This window comes from Marinobacter sp. E2 (assembly GCF_055755345.1).
The window spans coordinates 3,599,658-3,615,468 of sequence record NZ_CM146911.1 but is presented as its reverse complement, the minus strand read 5'-3'; the positions used below and the strand labels follow the sequence as shown (position 1 = coordinate 3,615,468).

At 62.5% G+C, this 15,811-nt stretch carries 14 protein-coding genes; 8 read left to right on the top strand and 6 right to left on the bottom strand.

Features of this window, described 5'->3' with window-relative positions; genetic code table 11:
* Positions 1-36 precede the first annotated feature (36 nt).
* A complete protein-coding gene (locus AC0J1C_RS16495) occupies positions 37-480 on the bottom strand; it encodes a methylglyoxal synthase (protein WP_473044858.1) in 444 nt (147 codons plus the stop codon).
* A gap of 87 nt (positions 481-567) precedes the next feature.
* Between AC0J1C_RS16495 and AC0J1C_RS16490 the strand changes: the two genes are divergently transcribed.
* Positions 568-1,347: an ATP-binding protein gene (locus AC0J1C_RS16490; RefSeq protein WP_473044857.1), complete on the top strand. Its 780-nt coding sequence runs from the start codon at positions 568-570 to the stop codon at positions 1,345-1,347.
* 3 nt (positions 1,348-1,350) lie between these two features.
* On the opposite strand, the gene AC0J1C_RS16485 is transcribed toward AC0J1C_RS16490, so the two are convergent.
* From AC0J1C_RS16485 to pdsR, 3 genes are read right to left on the bottom strand one after another with little or no spacing between them, the layout of a single operon-like run.
* A complete protein-coding gene (locus AC0J1C_RS16485) occupies positions 1,351-2,673 on the bottom strand; it encodes a DUF3422 family protein (RefSeq protein WP_473044856.1) in 1,323 nt (440 codons plus the stop codon).
* A 15-nt stretch (positions 2,674-2,688) separates the two neighbouring features.
* Positions 2,689-4,716 (bottom strand): ATP-binding protein, encoded by a 2,028-nt coding sequence (locus AC0J1C_RS16480; RefSeq protein WP_091988698.1) that lies wholly within the window; start codon positions 4,714-4,716, stop codon positions 2,689-2,691.
* Between the two features lie 3 nt (positions 4,717-4,719).
* Positions 4,720-5,421 carry a proteobacterial dedicated sortase system response regulator gene (gene pdsR / locus AC0J1C_RS16475; RefSeq protein ID WP_091988695.1) on the bottom strand — a complete coding sequence of 234 codons (702 nt, stop codon included), beginning with the start codon at positions 5,419-5,421 and terminating at the stop codon, positions 4,720-4,722.
* Between the two features lie 191 nt (positions 5,422-5,612).
* Here pdsR and AC0J1C_RS16470 point away from each other — a divergent pair, with 191 nt between their 5' ends.
* The 5 genes from AC0J1C_RS16470 to AC0J1C_RS16450 all read left to right on the top strand — a co-directional run bounded on the left by AC0J1C_RS16470 (position 5,613) and on the right by AC0J1C_RS16450 (position 9,826).
* Positions 5,613-7,754, top strand: coding sequence for a marine proteobacterial sortase target protein (locus tag AC0J1C_RS16470; RefSeq protein WP_473044855.1), 2,142 nt, complete (start codon positions 5,613-5,615; stop codon positions 7,752-7,754).
* On the top strand, positions 7,751-8,338 hold the full coding sequence (locus tag AC0J1C_RS16465; RefSeq protein ID WP_091988689.1) for a class GN sortase: 588 nt from the start codon (positions 7,751-7,753) through the stop codon (positions 8,336-8,338). The genes AC0J1C_RS16470 and AC0J1C_RS16465 overlap by 4 nt, the downstream gene beginning before the upstream one ends.
* 47 nt (positions 8,339-8,385) lie before the next feature.
* The gene (locus tag AC0J1C_RS16460; protein ID WP_473044854.1) at positions 8,386-9,084 is read left to right on the top strand and encodes a lysophospholipid acyltransferase family protein; all 699 of its coding nucleotides are present in this window, start codon (positions 8,386-8,388) and stop codon (positions 9,082-9,084) included.
* A gap of 95 nt (positions 9,085-9,179) precedes the next feature.
* The gene (locus tag AC0J1C_RS16455; protein WP_091988683.1) at positions 9,180-9,422 is read left to right on the top strand and encodes a GlsB/YeaQ/YmgE family stress response membrane protein; all 243 of its coding nucleotides are present in this window, start codon (positions 9,180-9,182) and stop codon (positions 9,420-9,422) included.
* Positions 9,423-9,424: 2 nt separating this feature from the next.
* On the top strand, positions 9,425-9,826 hold the full coding sequence (locus tag AC0J1C_RS16450; RefSeq protein ID WP_091988680.1) for an MAPEG family protein: 402 nt from the start codon (positions 9,425-9,427) through the stop codon (positions 9,824-9,826).
* Between the two features lie 89 nt (positions 9,827-9,915).
* On the opposite strand, the gene AC0J1C_RS16445 is transcribed toward AC0J1C_RS16450, so the two are convergent.
* A complete protein-coding gene (locus AC0J1C_RS16445; protein ID WP_473044853.1) occupies positions 9,916-10,356 on the bottom strand; it encodes an OmpA family protein in 441 nt (146 codons plus the stop codon).
* A gap of 326 nt (positions 10,357-10,682) precedes the next feature.
* On the opposite strand from AC0J1C_RS16445, the gene AC0J1C_RS16440 reads away from it, so the two are divergent.
* Positions 10,683-12,131 (top strand): rhomboid family intramembrane serine protease, encoded by a 1,449-nt coding sequence (locus AC0J1C_RS16440; RefSeq protein WP_473044852.1) that lies wholly within the window; start codon positions 10,683-10,685, stop codon positions 12,129-12,131.
* Between the two features lie 133 nt (positions 12,132-12,264).
* On the opposite strand, the gene AC0J1C_RS16435 is transcribed toward AC0J1C_RS16440, so the two are convergent.
* Positions 12,265-13,719 carry a hypothetical protein gene (locus tag AC0J1C_RS16435; RefSeq protein ID WP_473044851.1) on the bottom strand — a complete coding sequence of 485 codons (1,455 nt, stop codon included), beginning with the start codon at positions 13,717-13,719 and terminating at the stop codon, positions 12,265-12,267.
* 144 nt (positions 13,720-13,863) lie between these two features.
* On the opposite strand from AC0J1C_RS16435, the gene AC0J1C_RS16430 reads away from it, so the two are divergent.
* Positions 13,864-15,687: an ABC transporter ATP-binding protein gene (locus tag AC0J1C_RS16430; RefSeq protein ID WP_473044850.1), complete on the top strand. Its 1,824-nt coding sequence runs from the start codon at positions 13,864-13,866 to the stop codon at positions 15,685-15,687.
* The last annotated feature ends 124 nt before the right edge of the window (positions 15,688-15,811 follow it).

Below are 15,811 nucleotides of genomic sequence, written 5' to 3'. Positions count from 1 at the left end.
TAGTCTCAACCGTCGACCTTGCCCACTGCCGGATTGTCAGGCGCTGACGGTTCGGCCCGTATAATCGGAGAAATCAGGTTTTTTGGGCTGGTGCTGGTCATCGGTCATGTAGGCGGACGTCAGGATGAATTCCGCGGTGGCGCGGTTACAGGCCACCGGAATGTTCCAGAGGGCCGCGATGCGCAGCAGCGCCTTGATATCCGGGTCGTGGGGCTGGGGTTCCAGGGGGTCCCAGAAAAACACCAGAAGGTCGATTTCGCCCTCGGCAATCTTGGCGCCAATCTGCTGGTCGCCACCGAGGGGGCCGCTGAGCAGGCAATGCACATCGTCCCGTTCCAGGCTCTCACGAAGCAGGCGACCGGTGGTACCCGTGGCATAAAGCTTCAAGGGGGAGAATCGGGTGCGGTTTTCGGCGACCCAGTCCACCAGTTCCTTCTTTTTGTTATCGTGCGCCACCAGAGCGACGGATTTTACGGCCATTTGAGGTAAAGTCTCCTGTGCAAACCGGTTGATTGCTAACGGCCAGTGTTTCACAGGCTGGCCCTGGACGGAATAGGAAAGAGGTTTATGTCCGCGACTGACTCCATTGACTGGAAAACCACGCCGGCGGCGGTCTGGCGACGTCATCGGTCGGGCCTTCGGCCAATCAGGCGGCTCGATCCCGTGCAGTGGAGCGATCTGACCGGTATCGATCGGCAGCAGCAGGCCCTGGGCCGGAACACCGAACGGTTCCTGAGCGGAACCCCTTCCAACAATGCGCTGCTCTGGGGCGCACGTGGCACTGGCAAGTCGTCGTTGATCAAGGCCCTGCTCAATCGCTATCAGGAACGTGGGTTGCGCATGATTGAGGTAGACAAGGATGACCTGGTCAACCTGCCGGAAATCGTGGACGAGATCTGCGACCTGCCGTTCCGGTTCGTGATCTTCTGCGATGATCTGTCCTTTGACGTGGGCGAGACCGGCTACAAAGCCCTTAAAAGCGTACTGGAGGGCTCTCTGGAGTTGCCGCCGGAGAATGTCCGGGTGTACGCCACCTCCAACCGCAGGCACCTGATGCCGGAGTTCATGTCCGACAACCTCAAGAGCGAGATGCGCGATGGCGAGCTACATCCGGCGGAGGCCATCGAGGAGCAGGTGTCCCTGGCGGACCGGTTTGGTCTGCAGCTGTCATTCTACGCGTTTTCCCAGGACGTCTACCTGCAGGCGGTGGATGCCCTGTTCCCGAACGTGACAGACCGCGAGGCCCTGCACCGCGAGGCCATTCGCTTTGCCACTGCCAAGGGCGTTCGCAACGGCCGTACCGCGCAGCAGTTCTACCGCCAGGTGGCCGAAAAACCGGGGCACTAACCGTTACTGGTGTTTGGCCATTCGGATAAAACGGTGGTGAACCACACGCACGCCGAGATAGACCAGGGCCATTACCACCGGGATGGCGATGCCCAGGATGAGGGTCTTGTTGAAATCGACGCCGGCGTCGTGGGCAGACTCCAGCCCCAGTTTCAGTAACCCGACCAGATAGTAGGTGATGGCGACCACTGAGAAGCCTTCCACGGTGTGCTGCATCATCAGCTGGATCTTGGAGCGGCGGTCCATGGAGCTCAGTACCTGCTGATTCTGGCTCTGGATGGCGAGCTCAACCCGGGTACGCATCATGTCGGAAGCCCGATCCACCCTCCGGGACAGATCCTCCAGGCGCTCACTGACGGCCTCGCAGGTTTTTACTGCCGGCGTCAGGCGCCGGGTCATGAACTCGGTGAGCGTCAGGTGGCCGGAAAGCTCGTCTTCCCTCAGCTCCTCCAGCCGCGTCAGTACCAGTCGGTGGTAGGCGCGGGTGGCCGAAAACCGGAAGGTGGACTGGGCCCGGAAGGCTTCAATCCGGGCGGCAATATGGGTCAGCCGGGCCAGCAGGGTTTCCTCGTCCACCGCCTCGTTCTCGGCCAGCGACCGGGTAATCACCGCCAGCTGCTCGTCCATGTCGTTCAGGGCGGGCGTTATCTCCCTGGCAACCGGTAGGGCCAGCAGCGACATCAGGCGGTAGGTCTCGATTTCCATCAGCCGCTGGGTCAGGCGCCCCAGCTGGCTGTCAGACATGTGGTGGTTCATCACCATGAACCGCCCGAAGCCGTCGCTGTGCAGGCGAAACGTGCCCCAGACCCGTGCGGCGCCTTCCTGGGGGCTGCTGCCGACCAGCCGCATGCCCTCGAAGTGCTTGCGCACATAGTCCAGGTCGTCCCGTGTGCCATCGGCGGCAGGCCTGACATCCAGATGGAAGGCGGCAATCACGGTGCCGGTCAGCGCTTCGAGCCAGCCTTCCGGCAGGGGTGAGATGCCGGTCTCCAGGAACGGGGCCTGATCGCTCGCTGCCAGATTGATGAAGGTGTAGGACGCAAACTCCATGTGCATTTCGCGCCGGACCCGGAGAGTGCCTGAGGAGAGAGTGCCGAAAGTGTGCTCGAAACAGCTCACATCCTGTTCTGGCACCGGGTGCCCCAGCCGGCGGTGAAGCTCCTGGAGGTGATGGAATTGCGCCTGTCGCTGCTCGGGCGTGGTCAGCACCGCGATCTGGGAGACCCGAGCCGGGGTGGGCAGAACCTGGAACGGCCGGGAATGCAGCTCGTTATACAACTCGTTTCGCAGCGGATGGATATCGAGAGAAGCCAGGCATGAGCTCACGGGGCGGTCCTGTCATCAAGAATGGATAGTTGGGATGGTAACCCGGAAGCAAACCCCGTCAATGCCACTTTGGGCGCGGTTTCGCGCCTCCACACGGCCTCCGTGGTAGTCCGCAATCAGACTGACAATCAGAAGGCCCTGGCCCAGATGACCCTGTTGCTGACCGTCCCGGAGGGACACAAACGGGCTGAAGATATCGGTCTCCCGGGCCTCGGGGAGTCGGGACCCCTCATTGAATACCGACAGTTGCAACGAGCCGGCCTCCCGTCCGACGGCCACTTCAATCAGACCGTCCTCGGGCGTGAAGTCGCGGGCGTTATCCACCAGCTTGTCCAGCAGCTGAACCATCAGTTCCGGTGAGCCCAGCATCGGGCAGGGCTGATCCGGACCGACAAACTGTATGCGATGGTAACTGTCCAGCGCCTGGTAGGCGTCGGTGGCTTCGGCAACCACCCCGGCAAGGTCAAACGGTTCCTTGTCGGCGTGGTCGAGGCTCTGTTCAAGGCGGGCCGCCTCGCTCATGCCGTTGAGGATCTGGCTCAGTCGATCGGTGGCCGAGGCTGCCCGGTCGAGGTACTGGCGTCGCTCCTGGTCTGACTGGCAATGTTGCAGGTTCTCCAGCGAAGAGCGCACCACCGCTACCGGGGTCTTGAGCTCATGGGAGAGTCGCCGGGAAAAGCTCTCGAGGTAGCGGTTGTAGCCCTGCAGGCGGTCCACCATCAGGCTGAACTGGCGTTGCAGTTGCCCCAGTTCGTCGTTGGCCCGTGACGGCGGCACGGTGCCGGTAATGCGTCCGTCCTCATCGATGCTGGCGCCAACCGCTCGTTCCAGCCGGGTGATGCGCCAGGACAGCCAGCTTGCGTAACCCAGCAGAACCAGTGTGAGAGCGACGATAATCAGCGTGCTGCGGGCAATCACCGAGCCCAGTGTGGAGCCCGACAGCGTCAGTAACTCATCAATGGACTGTTCGAGAATCAGCGTCCGATTGCCGAACACGGTACGGGTGGTCAGCAGCCAGACGCTGCCGTCGTCGTGCCTCACCAGGCCCTGATCGGGCAGACTCTCCGGCGCCAGCCGGTCGATGCCGGTGGGCATGGCCGCCGGTTCCGGCTGGTAGAAGCGTATCAGCGCCCGTAGCGCATTCAGACTGATCTGCTCAATCACCTCAAGTGGTGTAAGCGTGTCGAATTCTGGCCTGATTTCCCTGGTGTCCCCTTGCTGTGTCGCGATTACCCAGCCCGCCGGCTCGATCAGTCGCACCTGCTGCCCACTGCCCAGTCGGGGCGCAAGCCGCCGTTCGATCATTGGCTGCCGCCGCACCAGCACCGGCAGCGGATCGGTGGCGGTGGCCACCGCTTCGTCGGGGTTTTCACCCCATTGAGCGCGGAAGCCAAGACGACTGCGGTCTGGTGGTACAGGCAACTTGAGCTCTACCTGCCAGCCCGAGCCGGCACCCTGCCAGACGCCGGATACCCGATAGTCCGGCGCACCGGAGGTGGCAGACAGGCCGTAGAACTGGCCCGGCGCCGGTGTCTGCAGCCGCCAGGCCTGGCCTGCATCCGGACCCAGGCTTCCGGAGGCCGGTTGGAGCCAGAGCGTCAGGCGATCGTAGGGTTGGTCGGGCAAGCCCGGGTTGAAGAAAACCGGTTGGCGCTGGTTCACCCGTATCAGCAGGTACAGGTGCCGTTCATCCGTTGCGGCCTGCCACTGCAGGGTTGGTTTGTCAGCACCGGGCGTAGCCTGGCTCTGCCACTCGGCGCGGCCGCCGTCCTCCTCGTATCCGGGCCAGTCGTCACCGTAGCCGTCAAGATTCAGGGTTCCGGTCAGCGATTTCACATAAATGGCCGGCTGGCCCGGCGCGACCGGGTCCAGGCCCACGAGGGCGTCGCCTGCCACATCGGCCAGGCGCACCGCCTGTTCCTGAAGCTGCTGACGGGCCTGCTGGCGCAGGGCATCGTCCAGTTCCAGAACAAACTGCAGCCCGGCCCAGGGAATCAGCAGCATCAACAGGCTGGCAACGAACAGCTGGCGTTTCAGGTTCAAGGATCAGACCTCACGGGCATTCCAGCGGTAGCCCATGCCATAGGCGGTCTGGATGCCGTCAAAGCTGTCGTCCAGTTGCTGGAACTTGCGACGGATGCGCTTGATGTGGGAGGTCACAGTGTTGTCATCGAGCACCGTGCTGGCGGCGTCCATCAACTGCTCCCGGCTGCGGACATGACCGGGGTGCTGAACCAGGGAGTGCAGCATCCAGAACTCGGTAACCGTGAGGTCAATGGGGTTATCGTCCCAGGCCACTGTCATCCGGTCGACATTCAGGCTGAGGCGACCCCGCTGCAGGACTTCATCGGGCTTTTGCAGGGCTTCGGCCCAGGCATCGGCTCGGCGCAGCAGGGCGGTTACCCGGGCCAGCAGGTGGTCCAGGCTCATGTCCTTGGTGACATAGTCGTCGGCGCCGAGGCGCAGACCGTGGACCGAATCAATATCGCTGTCTCTGGCGGTCAGAAAAATGATGGGCAGGGTGGGAGACAAGTGTCTGAGATCCTGGCACAGGGTAAAGCCGCCTTCGGGCTCGTCGCCCAGGCCAACGTCAATAATCGCCAGGTCTGGCAGACCCTGGCGCAAGGACTGCCAGGCTGCAGCGCGATCACCATGGGCCGTCACGCGATAGCCCCGGCGCTCAAAGGCCGCCCGGTAGTTGTCGCGTATGGCCGGCTCGTCCTCAATCAGTACCAGGTGTTTTTTCATGATGCGGCGGTTTCCTTGGCCGATGGGTTCCTATTTAACCACGCCACTACTGGAGCACAAGGCCGAAGGGGCTGGTTGCCACAATTCATCATTTTTGGGTCGCCGGTTTGCCGCTTTCTGACACGGGGGTTCCTTCCGGGGTTGCTGGAATGGGTGTCATTGCCCAGTCATGCACTCACAAGGACTCTGTCATGATGCTTTCACGTTTCATCCCCACCCCGACACCGGTGCTGAGCCAACCCTGCCTGCGTTCTGCCCGGAACGAGGCGCGTCAATCCCGCCGGGTCAGGCGCACGGCAGAGGGTGTCAGCCTGTGGCTGGCGGTTTTGCTGATGCTGTTTGTTCATCCTCTTTACGCCGAGGCAAGCGAGGCAGAGAGCGCCGGCCAGTTGCATTTTGTCGATGGCCAGGGGCAATGGCAGGAGCCGGCGCTGGTGCTGGACAGTGACTTCCGGGTGCGGGTCGGTGGCCTGATTTCCGACACCCGGCTACAGCGACAGTTCAGGAATACCAGCGACCGGTGGCGTGAGGGGATCTTTGTGTTCCCCCTGCCGGCAAAGGCGTCGGTGTACGGACTGACCATGACCGTCGGTGAGCGGACGGTGGAGGGCAGGGTGTTGCCCAGGGCCGAGGCCCGCAAGACCTATGAACAGGCCAGGCAGGCCGGGCAGCATGCGGCGGCCGTGGAGCAACAGCGGCCCAATCTGTTCACCGCGCGGGTTGCGAACATTCCACCCGGCGAGACGGTAACGGTAGAGCTTCGTTACCAGCAACCGGTGCGTTATCAGGCCGGTGTGTTCGAGCTGACGCTGCCCACCACCCTGACGCCCCGGTACATGCCCGGCCAGCCCGTGAGTCAGTCACCGTCCACATGGCAGGGCGGCTGGGCCCTGCCAACCACCGAAGTCCCGGATGCGGGGGCCATCAGTCCGTTTACGGTTGCTCCAGAGGACGTGGCCAATGACAGTCACCGGGCGTCCATTGAGGTAATCCTGGAGCCCGGACTGCCACTGGCCGGGGTCACCAGTCCGACCCATGCCCTGGTCACCGGCCAGGAGGGTACTCGGTTTATGGTGTCACCCGCAGGTGGAGACACGCTGATGGACCGGGATTTCGTGCTGCGCTGGCGGCCTTCGGCCGGTAATGCGCCCTCGGCGGCGGTGTTCCACCAATCCTGGCAGGGCGAGGAATACCTCATGGCCATGGTGTTGCCGGGGCAGGCTGGTCAATCGTCACTGCCCAGGGACCTGGTGTTTGTGATCGACACCTCCGGCTCCATGGCCGGCGAATCCATCCGGCAGGCGCGGGCGGCTCTGCAGGCGGGGCTGGACACCCTCACACGCCAGGATCGGTTCAATATCATCCAGTTCAATAGCCAGACACATTCCCTGTTCATGGCTCCGATGCCGGCCTCGGGCAATAACCTGGCCCGGGCCCGCGGCTACGTGGGCCAGCTTGCTGCCGACGGTGGGACGGAAATGGCACCGGCGCTGGCACTGGCGCTGCAGAATTCCGGGGACGGGGCGGAGTCGGGCCCCCGTGTGCGCCAGGTGGTGTTCATCACCGACGGCGCCGTTGGAAATGAGGCGGCTCTGTTCCGCCAGATTCGGGAGCAGTTGGGCAATCGCCGGCTCTTTACCGTGGGTATCGGCTCGGCACCCAATCGTCATTTCATGCGTGAGGCCGCCCGGTGGGGCCGGGGCACCTACACCGCCATCCGTGGGCCATCCGACCTTGGCGGCCCGCTCCAGGCCCTGTTCACCGCCATGGAAGCGCCGGTGCTGACCGATATCCGTTTGCAGTGGCCCGATGCCGTCGCAGCGGCTGAAAGCTATCCGGCGCGGGTGGGTGACCTGTTCCAGGGAGAACCCCTGATCAGTGTGGTCCGGGGCGTGCCCCCGCAGGGTCTGCTCAGGGTGTCGGGCCGGTCGCCGGACGGCACAGTCTGGGAGCAGTCCCTGGATCTGCAGCAGGCGGCCCCGGGCTGGGGATTACACCGGCATTGGGCCAGGGAAAAGCTCGACAGTCTGTTGGATGCAGGAACCGTGTCCGGTGTCGACGTTGATGAAGACGCGGTGACCCGATTGGCGGTAAAGCACGGGCTGATATCGCCTTACACGAGCTTTGTTGCAGTGGATACATCTCAAAGCCGGAATGCCGAATCGGAACTGGTCTCGGACCAGATCCCGACGCTGCTCCCCGCCGGCAGTTCCCAGGGCATGCTCCGTTACCCACAAACCGCCACCATGGCGCCCCTGCTGTTGGCCCTGGGGCTGGTGGGGCTGATGTTCTCCCTGGCCCTGCTGATGCTGAACCGGAGGGCATCCCCATGAGTCGCCTGTTGCTTCTGCTGTTCACCAGCTCTGCTACGCTGTTGGTATTCGGGCTCTGGATTCCCCTGAAAGCTGTAGTGGCGCAGGAGCTGCTGGAGCTGGCCTGGGCCGAGAGCCAGGCGCGCCAGTCGCAGACCCGACCCTGGCCGTGGGCAGATACCTGGCCGGTGGCGAGGCTGGCCATGCCGGCGCTTGATGAGTCGGTCATTGTGCTCGCAGACACCAGCGGTGAAAGCCTGGCGTTTGGTCCGGGACTGCTTGCCGGCAAGGGTGATCGGGGGCCGGTGGTTATCGCTGGTCACCGCGATACGCATTTCCGCGGGCTGGCGAACCTCGAGCCGGGCCAGGAACTGAGGCTCCAGGGTGAGCAGGGCCGCTGGCGTCGCTATCGGGTGGACGGATCCCGGGTGGTGGACAGCCGCTCGACGCTGATTGACACCGAGCAGTTGCCGGAGGGAGCGTTGCTGCTGATTACCTGCTACCCCTTCGATGGCATCGACGCAGGCGGCCCCTTGCGATACGTGGTCCGGGCCTCGGCGCTCGACCACACGCGCGAACAAATTGAAACTGTTGCTGGTATCTAGGTTTGGCGTACACTTGTGCGCCTTTGTTCGATTGCTGAGTGTTTTGCATGGGTGTTCTGAGAAAATTGCTGGCCTGGGTGAGCGTGCCGGTCATTTGCCTGATTGCGCTGGTACTGTATCTGGCACGGCCTTTCAACCCCGATAACAACCGTTTGCTCGGTGCCGCCGTTGCCCGCATCGGCCGGGCACTGCTGGGTATGGAGCGTCCTCTGGAAGGGCGGGAAAACATGCCCCAGGACCGCCCCACTGTGGTGATCGCCAATCACCAGCATAACGACGACCTGTTCGTCATGGGCGACCTGCTGCCGCCGAGGACGGTCACCGTCGGGAAATCCTCCCTGGTCTGGGTGCCCTTTTTCGGTCAGGTGTTCTGGCTGGGGGGCAACGTTATCCTCAACCGGGGTCGCTCCCAAAAAGCGGTTGCGGTGATGCAGGCCACCAGCCAGGCCATTGCCCGGGAGCGCAAGAGCCTCTGGGTATTTCCGGAAGGCACGCGGAGCCGGGGCCGGGGTCTGCAGAAATTCAAGAAAGGCGCTTTCCATGCCGCCGTAGCCGCCGGCGCGCCCATCACCATGGTCTGCGCCCAGGAATACCGGGATCAGGCGGTTGGCTGGAGCGGACGCCGTGAATCGGTCGCCATTCGTATCCTGCCGCCCGTGGAAACTGAGGGCCTCTCCGTGGAAGACATCCCGCAGCTCATGGCTCGATGCCACGAGCAGATGGCGCAGGCCATCGCCTCGCTCTGAGTACCTGTGGCGAAGTGCTTGATGCACCACTGGAAACAGTGCAGTCTTTGCGGGACTGATTCTTTCGTCCAACGACCCTCAGGGAGGGGCAAGCAATGAATCTGATACTGTTTCTTATCATCGGTGGTGTCGCCGGCTGGCTGGCCGGTCTGATCATGAAAGGCCGTGGCTTTGGTGTACTGGCCAACATCGGCATTGGCATTGTGGGCTCGGTGATTGGCGGCTTTGTATTTCGCCTGCTGGGCCTGGCGGCCCAGGGAGCCGTGGGTGAACTGGTCACCGCCACCGTCGGTGCGATTCTGCTGCTCGCCATTGTCAGCAAGATCAAGAAGGGCTGAGCATGATCGTACCTGTTACCGGAGTGTTCGCTGCCGTCACCGGCATTCTGCTGCTGGTGTTGTCGATCCAGGTCGTCAAGTTCCGGCTGAAGTATCGCAAGGGCATGGGCGTGACCGACGACCGGGATTTCGAGGCGGCGGTCCGGGCCCATGCCAATCTGGTGGAATACGCCCCCCTGGGTCTGATCATGCTGGCTATCGCCGAGCTCAATGGCGTGGCCAGTGGCCTGATCTACTGGACGGGCATGGCCCTGGTGGTCGGCCGTATTCTCCACGCCTGGGGCATGATTAATGGTCGTGGTGGGCCCCACAAGGCGCGAATGATCGGCATTGTGCTCACATGGCTGGCTATCCTGGCCACGGCCATCTTCCTGCTATGGAATGTCTGGAGCCTGTACGGCTGACGATCGCGGCGGCCTGGTGGCCGTGCGATAAGCGAAAGTGAAAAGGGGCCCTTCGGCCCCTTTTTTGTCGGTCTGATTTGCCGGGCGGCCTAGAGCGCCTGCGCCACATCCACCGTGAGGTACTCCAGTTCCACGCGGCGATTGGCAGCGCGATCCTCCGGTGTGGCCAACGGCCGGGAGGAGCCCCAGTGGCTCATGATAATGCGGGACTCCGGCACGCCCTCCTGCATCAGCACACGGGCGACGGCATTGGCACGCAGGCGGGAGAGGAACCGGTTGTAGTCCTCGCCACCAAAATTGTCAGAGTGGCCGTGGATGCGCACCATGGTGGTGGGGTTGTGCACAAGGTACGCCGCGTGTTGCTTGATGATCTCGAGGTCTTTGCCTTCCAGGGCGTGGCGGTTGAAGCCGTAGTGGAACCTCATGCGGTGAGGCCGCGCACTGCCGGACTCGAAAGCCGCAGGTAGGAAGCCGGATGCCATCGCGGCCTTGGCGATCAGTTCAGGGTTGTCCAATACGAGTACGGTCATCTCAGAATCCTTGTTTCAGGTATCCGGTTTTTCTTGTTATTCCCGGTCACTATTGGTGGATGCGGGAATAACGGCAATTGGCGATTGGTCGATAAGGCCCCCGCGAAACACACGCTTGCCGGCCCCGATTAAATGGCATTGCCATGACGATGGCATGACAGTGAAGCCCGGCAGGTGGCAGCTATCCACTCTGTGGAGCGGTGCACATTTCCCCGATTGACCCGGTGTGACCTCTGCGCCGGATTCCATTTGAACGCGAAAAGAAGGCGTGGCTATGGTAAAAAAGCAGACAATCAAGGACCGATAATGATGAAATGTGACCGCCCATGCTGATCATCCCCGCCGAAAACGCCGTCAACTGGAAACGCCCACCCTGGGTCACCCTGGGCCTGATGCTGGCCTGCCTGCTGGTGTTCCTGTTCTACCAGGGTGCCGACAGCCGCAAGCTCGAACAGGCCGTTGAAAGCTACCTCGAAGCCGACCTGCACCTCCTGGAGGCGCCGGCCTACGAAGACTACCTTCAGCGACAGATCCGGTTTGAAGGTCAGGAAAGCCGCATCTACGAACTGCAGCAGTTCCAGGAGTTGCGGGAAAACGACGAGAACCTCTGGTTGGCCATCAACCTGCTGATGGACCGGGAGTTCTACCAATACCTGCTGCAAAACCAGGACATAATCTGGGCGGCCAGCGAGCGGGCCTACTGGCAGGAACAGCGCCTGGCCATCGAACAGGCCTACATTCAGACCCTCAGTGCCCAGCAACTGGGGCTGGTGCCCGCCGACCTGTCGCTGTACACCCTGATTACCTACCAGTTCCTGCATGGCGGCTGGGGCCACATCATTGGCAACCTGGTGTTCCTGTTCCTGCTCGGCTTTACCGTTGAGAAAGCCCTCGGGCCTGGCCGGTTCCTGCTCGCCTACCTGTTGTGCGGGGCCATGTCCGGGTTGGTGTTTACCGCGTTTTCCGCAGGCAGCTATGTGCCCCTGGTTGGCGCCTCTGGCTCCATCTCCGGTCTGATGGGCATGTACGTGGCCATTTACGGTTTACAAAAGATCCGCTTCTTCTATTTCCTGGGCGTCTACTTCAACTACTTCCGGGCCCCGGCCATCGCCCTGCTCCCGGTGTGGCTGGGCAAGGAAATCTACGATTACTGGTTTGCCGGGGCCACCGGTATCGCCTACATGGCCCACGCCGGCGGGCTGATCGCCGGTGCCGGCCTGGTCTGGCTGCTGGGTAAAAGCTGGCTGCAGGTGCGCGAGGAGTTTTTCGAGCCCGAAGAAGAGGAGCAGGACGCCCGTTTTACCACCGGCTACGCCCAGGCCATGGCCAGCCTCGGCCGCATGGATTTTGACCTGGCCCGCCGCCAGTTCGAGGCCCTGCGCGAACACTACCCGGAGCGCCACTTTCTGCTGGAGCATCTGTACCAGCTCGCCAAACTCCGGCCGGACCTGCCGGAGTACCGGGAGCGCGCCCGGGAACTGATGAACGATGCCCTGAGTCGTCACCAGCCGGAACAGATGATTGCCATCTGGCAGGAATACCTCGGCAAAGGCGAGAGCCATAAGCCACTGTCGGCCCAGGACCACAACCGGGTGTTGTTCACCAGCCTGAAGCAGCACGACCTGAAAGCCGCCGAGAAAGCCTTCGAGCGGTTGAAAAGCACCGGCGATCAGTTGCTCACAACCGAGGCCTGCCGGTTGCTGGTGGAAGAGTTCGAAAAGCGCCAGATGGCGCCAAAGGCTCGCCACTACAGGCAGTTGTTGCAGGCGAGCTGACCTCGGGGAAGCAGGGTATGGGAGTGGGCTTCCCAAAACACGCTGTAAATACGTCCCTGTACGCTCGGCTCCGCCATCCATGGCTCCGCACGGTTTTGGGAAGCCCGCTGCCATACCCTGCCATAGACCTCGATTAATCCTGAACTGAAAACGACGCCTTGGGCCCTTTCAACGGCTCCCTGTTCTCGGCTTGCTGCAAGTAAGTGGCAATCTGCTCATGCAGCGGGTGGTTCACGCATCGCTTCTGGATAAAGGTCAGGAAGGCCATCGCTTTCTCCCATTGGGATAATCCGTTGGCCAGGGTCTGGGCCACCAGCAGGTAGGCCGGTGCCAGCTGGTCGCTGTCCGGGAAGCGCTTGTGAAAATCCTGCAGCAAACGCAGGGCCGGTTTGAACTGGCCGCGGTGATAGAGCGCCCGGGCGCAGCGCACCGCCAGGTCCGGGTCCTCGAGCTTGAAGCCGGGTTCGGCCTCCACCAGAGTGGCCAGGAGCCTTGCGATACCCTCGCCGTCATTGCGGTCGGCCAGCCAGCCCAGGATGCGCGGGTGGTAGCGGTACAGCTCTTCGGTGTCGTTGCGGGCCGTTAGCAGCTGGTACAACTGGCCGATGCGCAGGGCGTTGTCCCGGTCCCGCTTCAGGGCCTCTTTGAGCATGCTCTGCACCCGGTCGTAGTTGCCGTCCTTCAGGTTCATGTCGAGGTCGGCGTCGAACCGGGCGCTGCGATCCCGCTGGTGGGTATCCTGGCCAGCGGTTTCGTCCTGGATGTCGGAGGCGAAGCCCAGCTCCTCCTGGTACTGGAACAGCAGGTATCCGAGCATGTGGAACAGGATCAGGGTGAAGGTACTGTTCAGGAAGCCCGCCAGGGGCTGCGCCACCCAGAACGGGAAGTGGTTGACGGCAAAATCCTGGGCCGCGCCCGAGGCCAGGGTCAGCAGGATCAGATAGCCGTAGAGCAGGAAGTAGGGGGTGCCGATACGGGAGATCAGTACCGCCAGGTTCATCGGGTTCACCGCCGCACCCACCGAGCGTTCCATCGCCAACACCATGATGCTGGCCGGCAGTGCCAGCACCACGAAGGCCAGCGCCAGCAGCATCAGAATCGGGCCACCGATCATGGCGGCAGAGGCGACCAGTCCGCCCATCAGCACGAATACCAGTAACTGCAGGATGACGATGTCGAAGCCGCTTCCGGTGAAGGCCACCGAGACTGCCGGCGGTTTCAGGTGACCTTCGGCGGTGTGGTTGATCACCGCGTAGGTGTATTTGAATAGGGCCAGCGCCAGCACCAGCCAGATCAGGATGCCGACCAGGTTGGCCGGAGCCACCACCGGCACCAGGGTGCAGATGGCAATCACGATCAGCGGATCGGTATGGAACGGGTAGCGGAAGAACGCCCCCAGTCGGTGCCAGAAGGGAACCACCTCGGTGGCGGCGCCCAGGTATCGCATCGCCTTGCTGCAGTGAGGGCACAGGGCCCGCCGCTGGCGGGTGTCGGCGTCGGGCATGCAGCGGCTGCAGTAATGAATCTGGCATTCGCCGCAGTGCCATTTGGCGGGGTCGCCGGGATGATAATGGCAGTCGTGTTTCACAGAGGCGTGGGTCCTGGTCCTTCAGAAAGTCGTGGGGACATGATGACAGAACTGGCTTTTGATCGCAGCAAACCAGTTAACAGGTAGACTATTGTCAGCGCCCGCGCGTATCCAACCGGGCACATCCGTTTATTGGGAGGTTGTTTGGCAGATCCCCGGAACAGCGACGCCGGCACCGACACCCGCGAAATCCGGCAGCGGTATACCTGGCGGGACATCTTCGGGCTTGCGCTCAAGCACAAGCCACGGCTGGTGCGCGCCAATTTGCTGGCAATCATGGCGACGATCATGAGTGTGCCGGTGCCGTTGTTGCTGCCGGTGCTGGTTGATGAGGTTCTGCTGGACGAGCCCGGGCCGGTCTTGCCGGTGATGGACTCCCTGCTGCCCGAAAACTGGCAGATGCCGGTGGTGTACATCGGCCTGATGGTGCTGGCGGCGTTCCTGCTGCGTCTTGGTGCGCTGTCCTTCAATGTGCTGCAGTCCCGGGAGTTTTCCAAGGTTTCCAAGGATGTGGTGTTCCGCATCCGTTCCCGGCTGCTGGGTCGCCTGCAACGGGTGGCCATGTCCGAGTATGAGACCCGGGGTTCCGGCGGCATCAGCAGCCATTTCATCACCGATCTGGATACGGTGGACCAGTTTCTCGGCACCACCATCAGCCGCTTCCTGGTGGCCAGCCTGACGGTCATGGGCACCGCTGCCGTACTGCTCTGGGTGCACTGGCAACTGGGCCTTCTGATCCTGCTGTTCAACCCGCTGGTGATTTTCGCCACCATTCTGATCGGTAAACGCGTCAAGGAACTGAAGCGCCGTGAGAACAGTGCCTACGAGGCATTCCAGGGCGATCTCACCGAAACGCTGGATGCCATCCACCAGCTGCGGGCAGCTAACCGTGAAAAACACTACCTGCGCCAGTTGATCGACCGGGCCCGCAACGTGCGCGACCACGCCATCCAGTTCGAATGGCGCAGCGACGCCGCCAGCCGGGCCAGTTTTGCGCTGTTCCAGTTCGGCGTGGATGCGTTCCGGGCGGCGGCCATGGTCACCGTACTGTTCAGCGACCTGAGCATCGGCATGATGTTCGCCATCTTCGGCTACCTCTGGTTCATGCTTACGCCGGTGCAGGAAATGCTGAACATGCAGTACGCCTGGTTTGCCGCCAATGCCGCGCTGGCGCGCATCAACCGGTTGCTGGACCTGAAAGAGGAACCCCGCTACCCGGCCCTGGAAAACCCGTTTCGCGGTCGGCACACCGTGGGTCTGTCGCTGCGCAACATCCACTTCGGTTATGGCGAAGAGGAGGTGTTGCGGGGTATCAACCTGGAGCTGGCGCCGGGCGAGAAGGTGGCACTGGTTGGCGCCAGCGGCGGCGGCAAGTCGACGTTGATACAGGTGATCCTGGGCATGTACACGCCGCAGCAGGGTGAGGTCCTGATCGATGGCGTACCGGTCCAGCGCATCGGCTTGCCATGCCTGCGTGAGCATATTGCCACGGTGCTCCAGCATCCGGCGCTGTTCAACGACAGCGTGCGCCAGAACCTGACCCTGGGCCGGGACAAGCCGGATGCCGAGCTCTGGGAGGCCCTGCGCATTGCCCAGCTTGATGCCACGGTGGCGGCCATGCCGGCGCAGCTGGATACGATCATTGGTCGGCAGGGTGTGCGCCTCTCGGGCGGGCAACGACAGCGCCTGGCCATTGCCCGCATGATCCTGTCGGATCCCTCGGTGGTGATTCTCGACGAAGCCACCTCCGCTCTGGACGCCGAAACCGAATACCAGCTGCACCGGGACCTTGAGGCCTTTCTCAAACAGCGCACCACACTCATCATTGCGCATCGGCTAAGCGCCGTAAAACAGGCAGACCGGGCCTGTGTTTTCGAGGACGGGCGCATTATTGAGGAAGGCCGCCACGATGAACTGATTGCCAGGGAAGGTCTGTACGCCCAGCTATACGGAGAGCGCCAGCTCTGACCCACCCGTTAAAGTTTACTTTTCATTACAACAAAAACTGATCTGTCGCTTATGGCGACCGTAATAGCTGCCACGGGTTCCTGTCCGGCGGTCGTTTCGGCCGCCACTGATTCTGAGAGAGCGC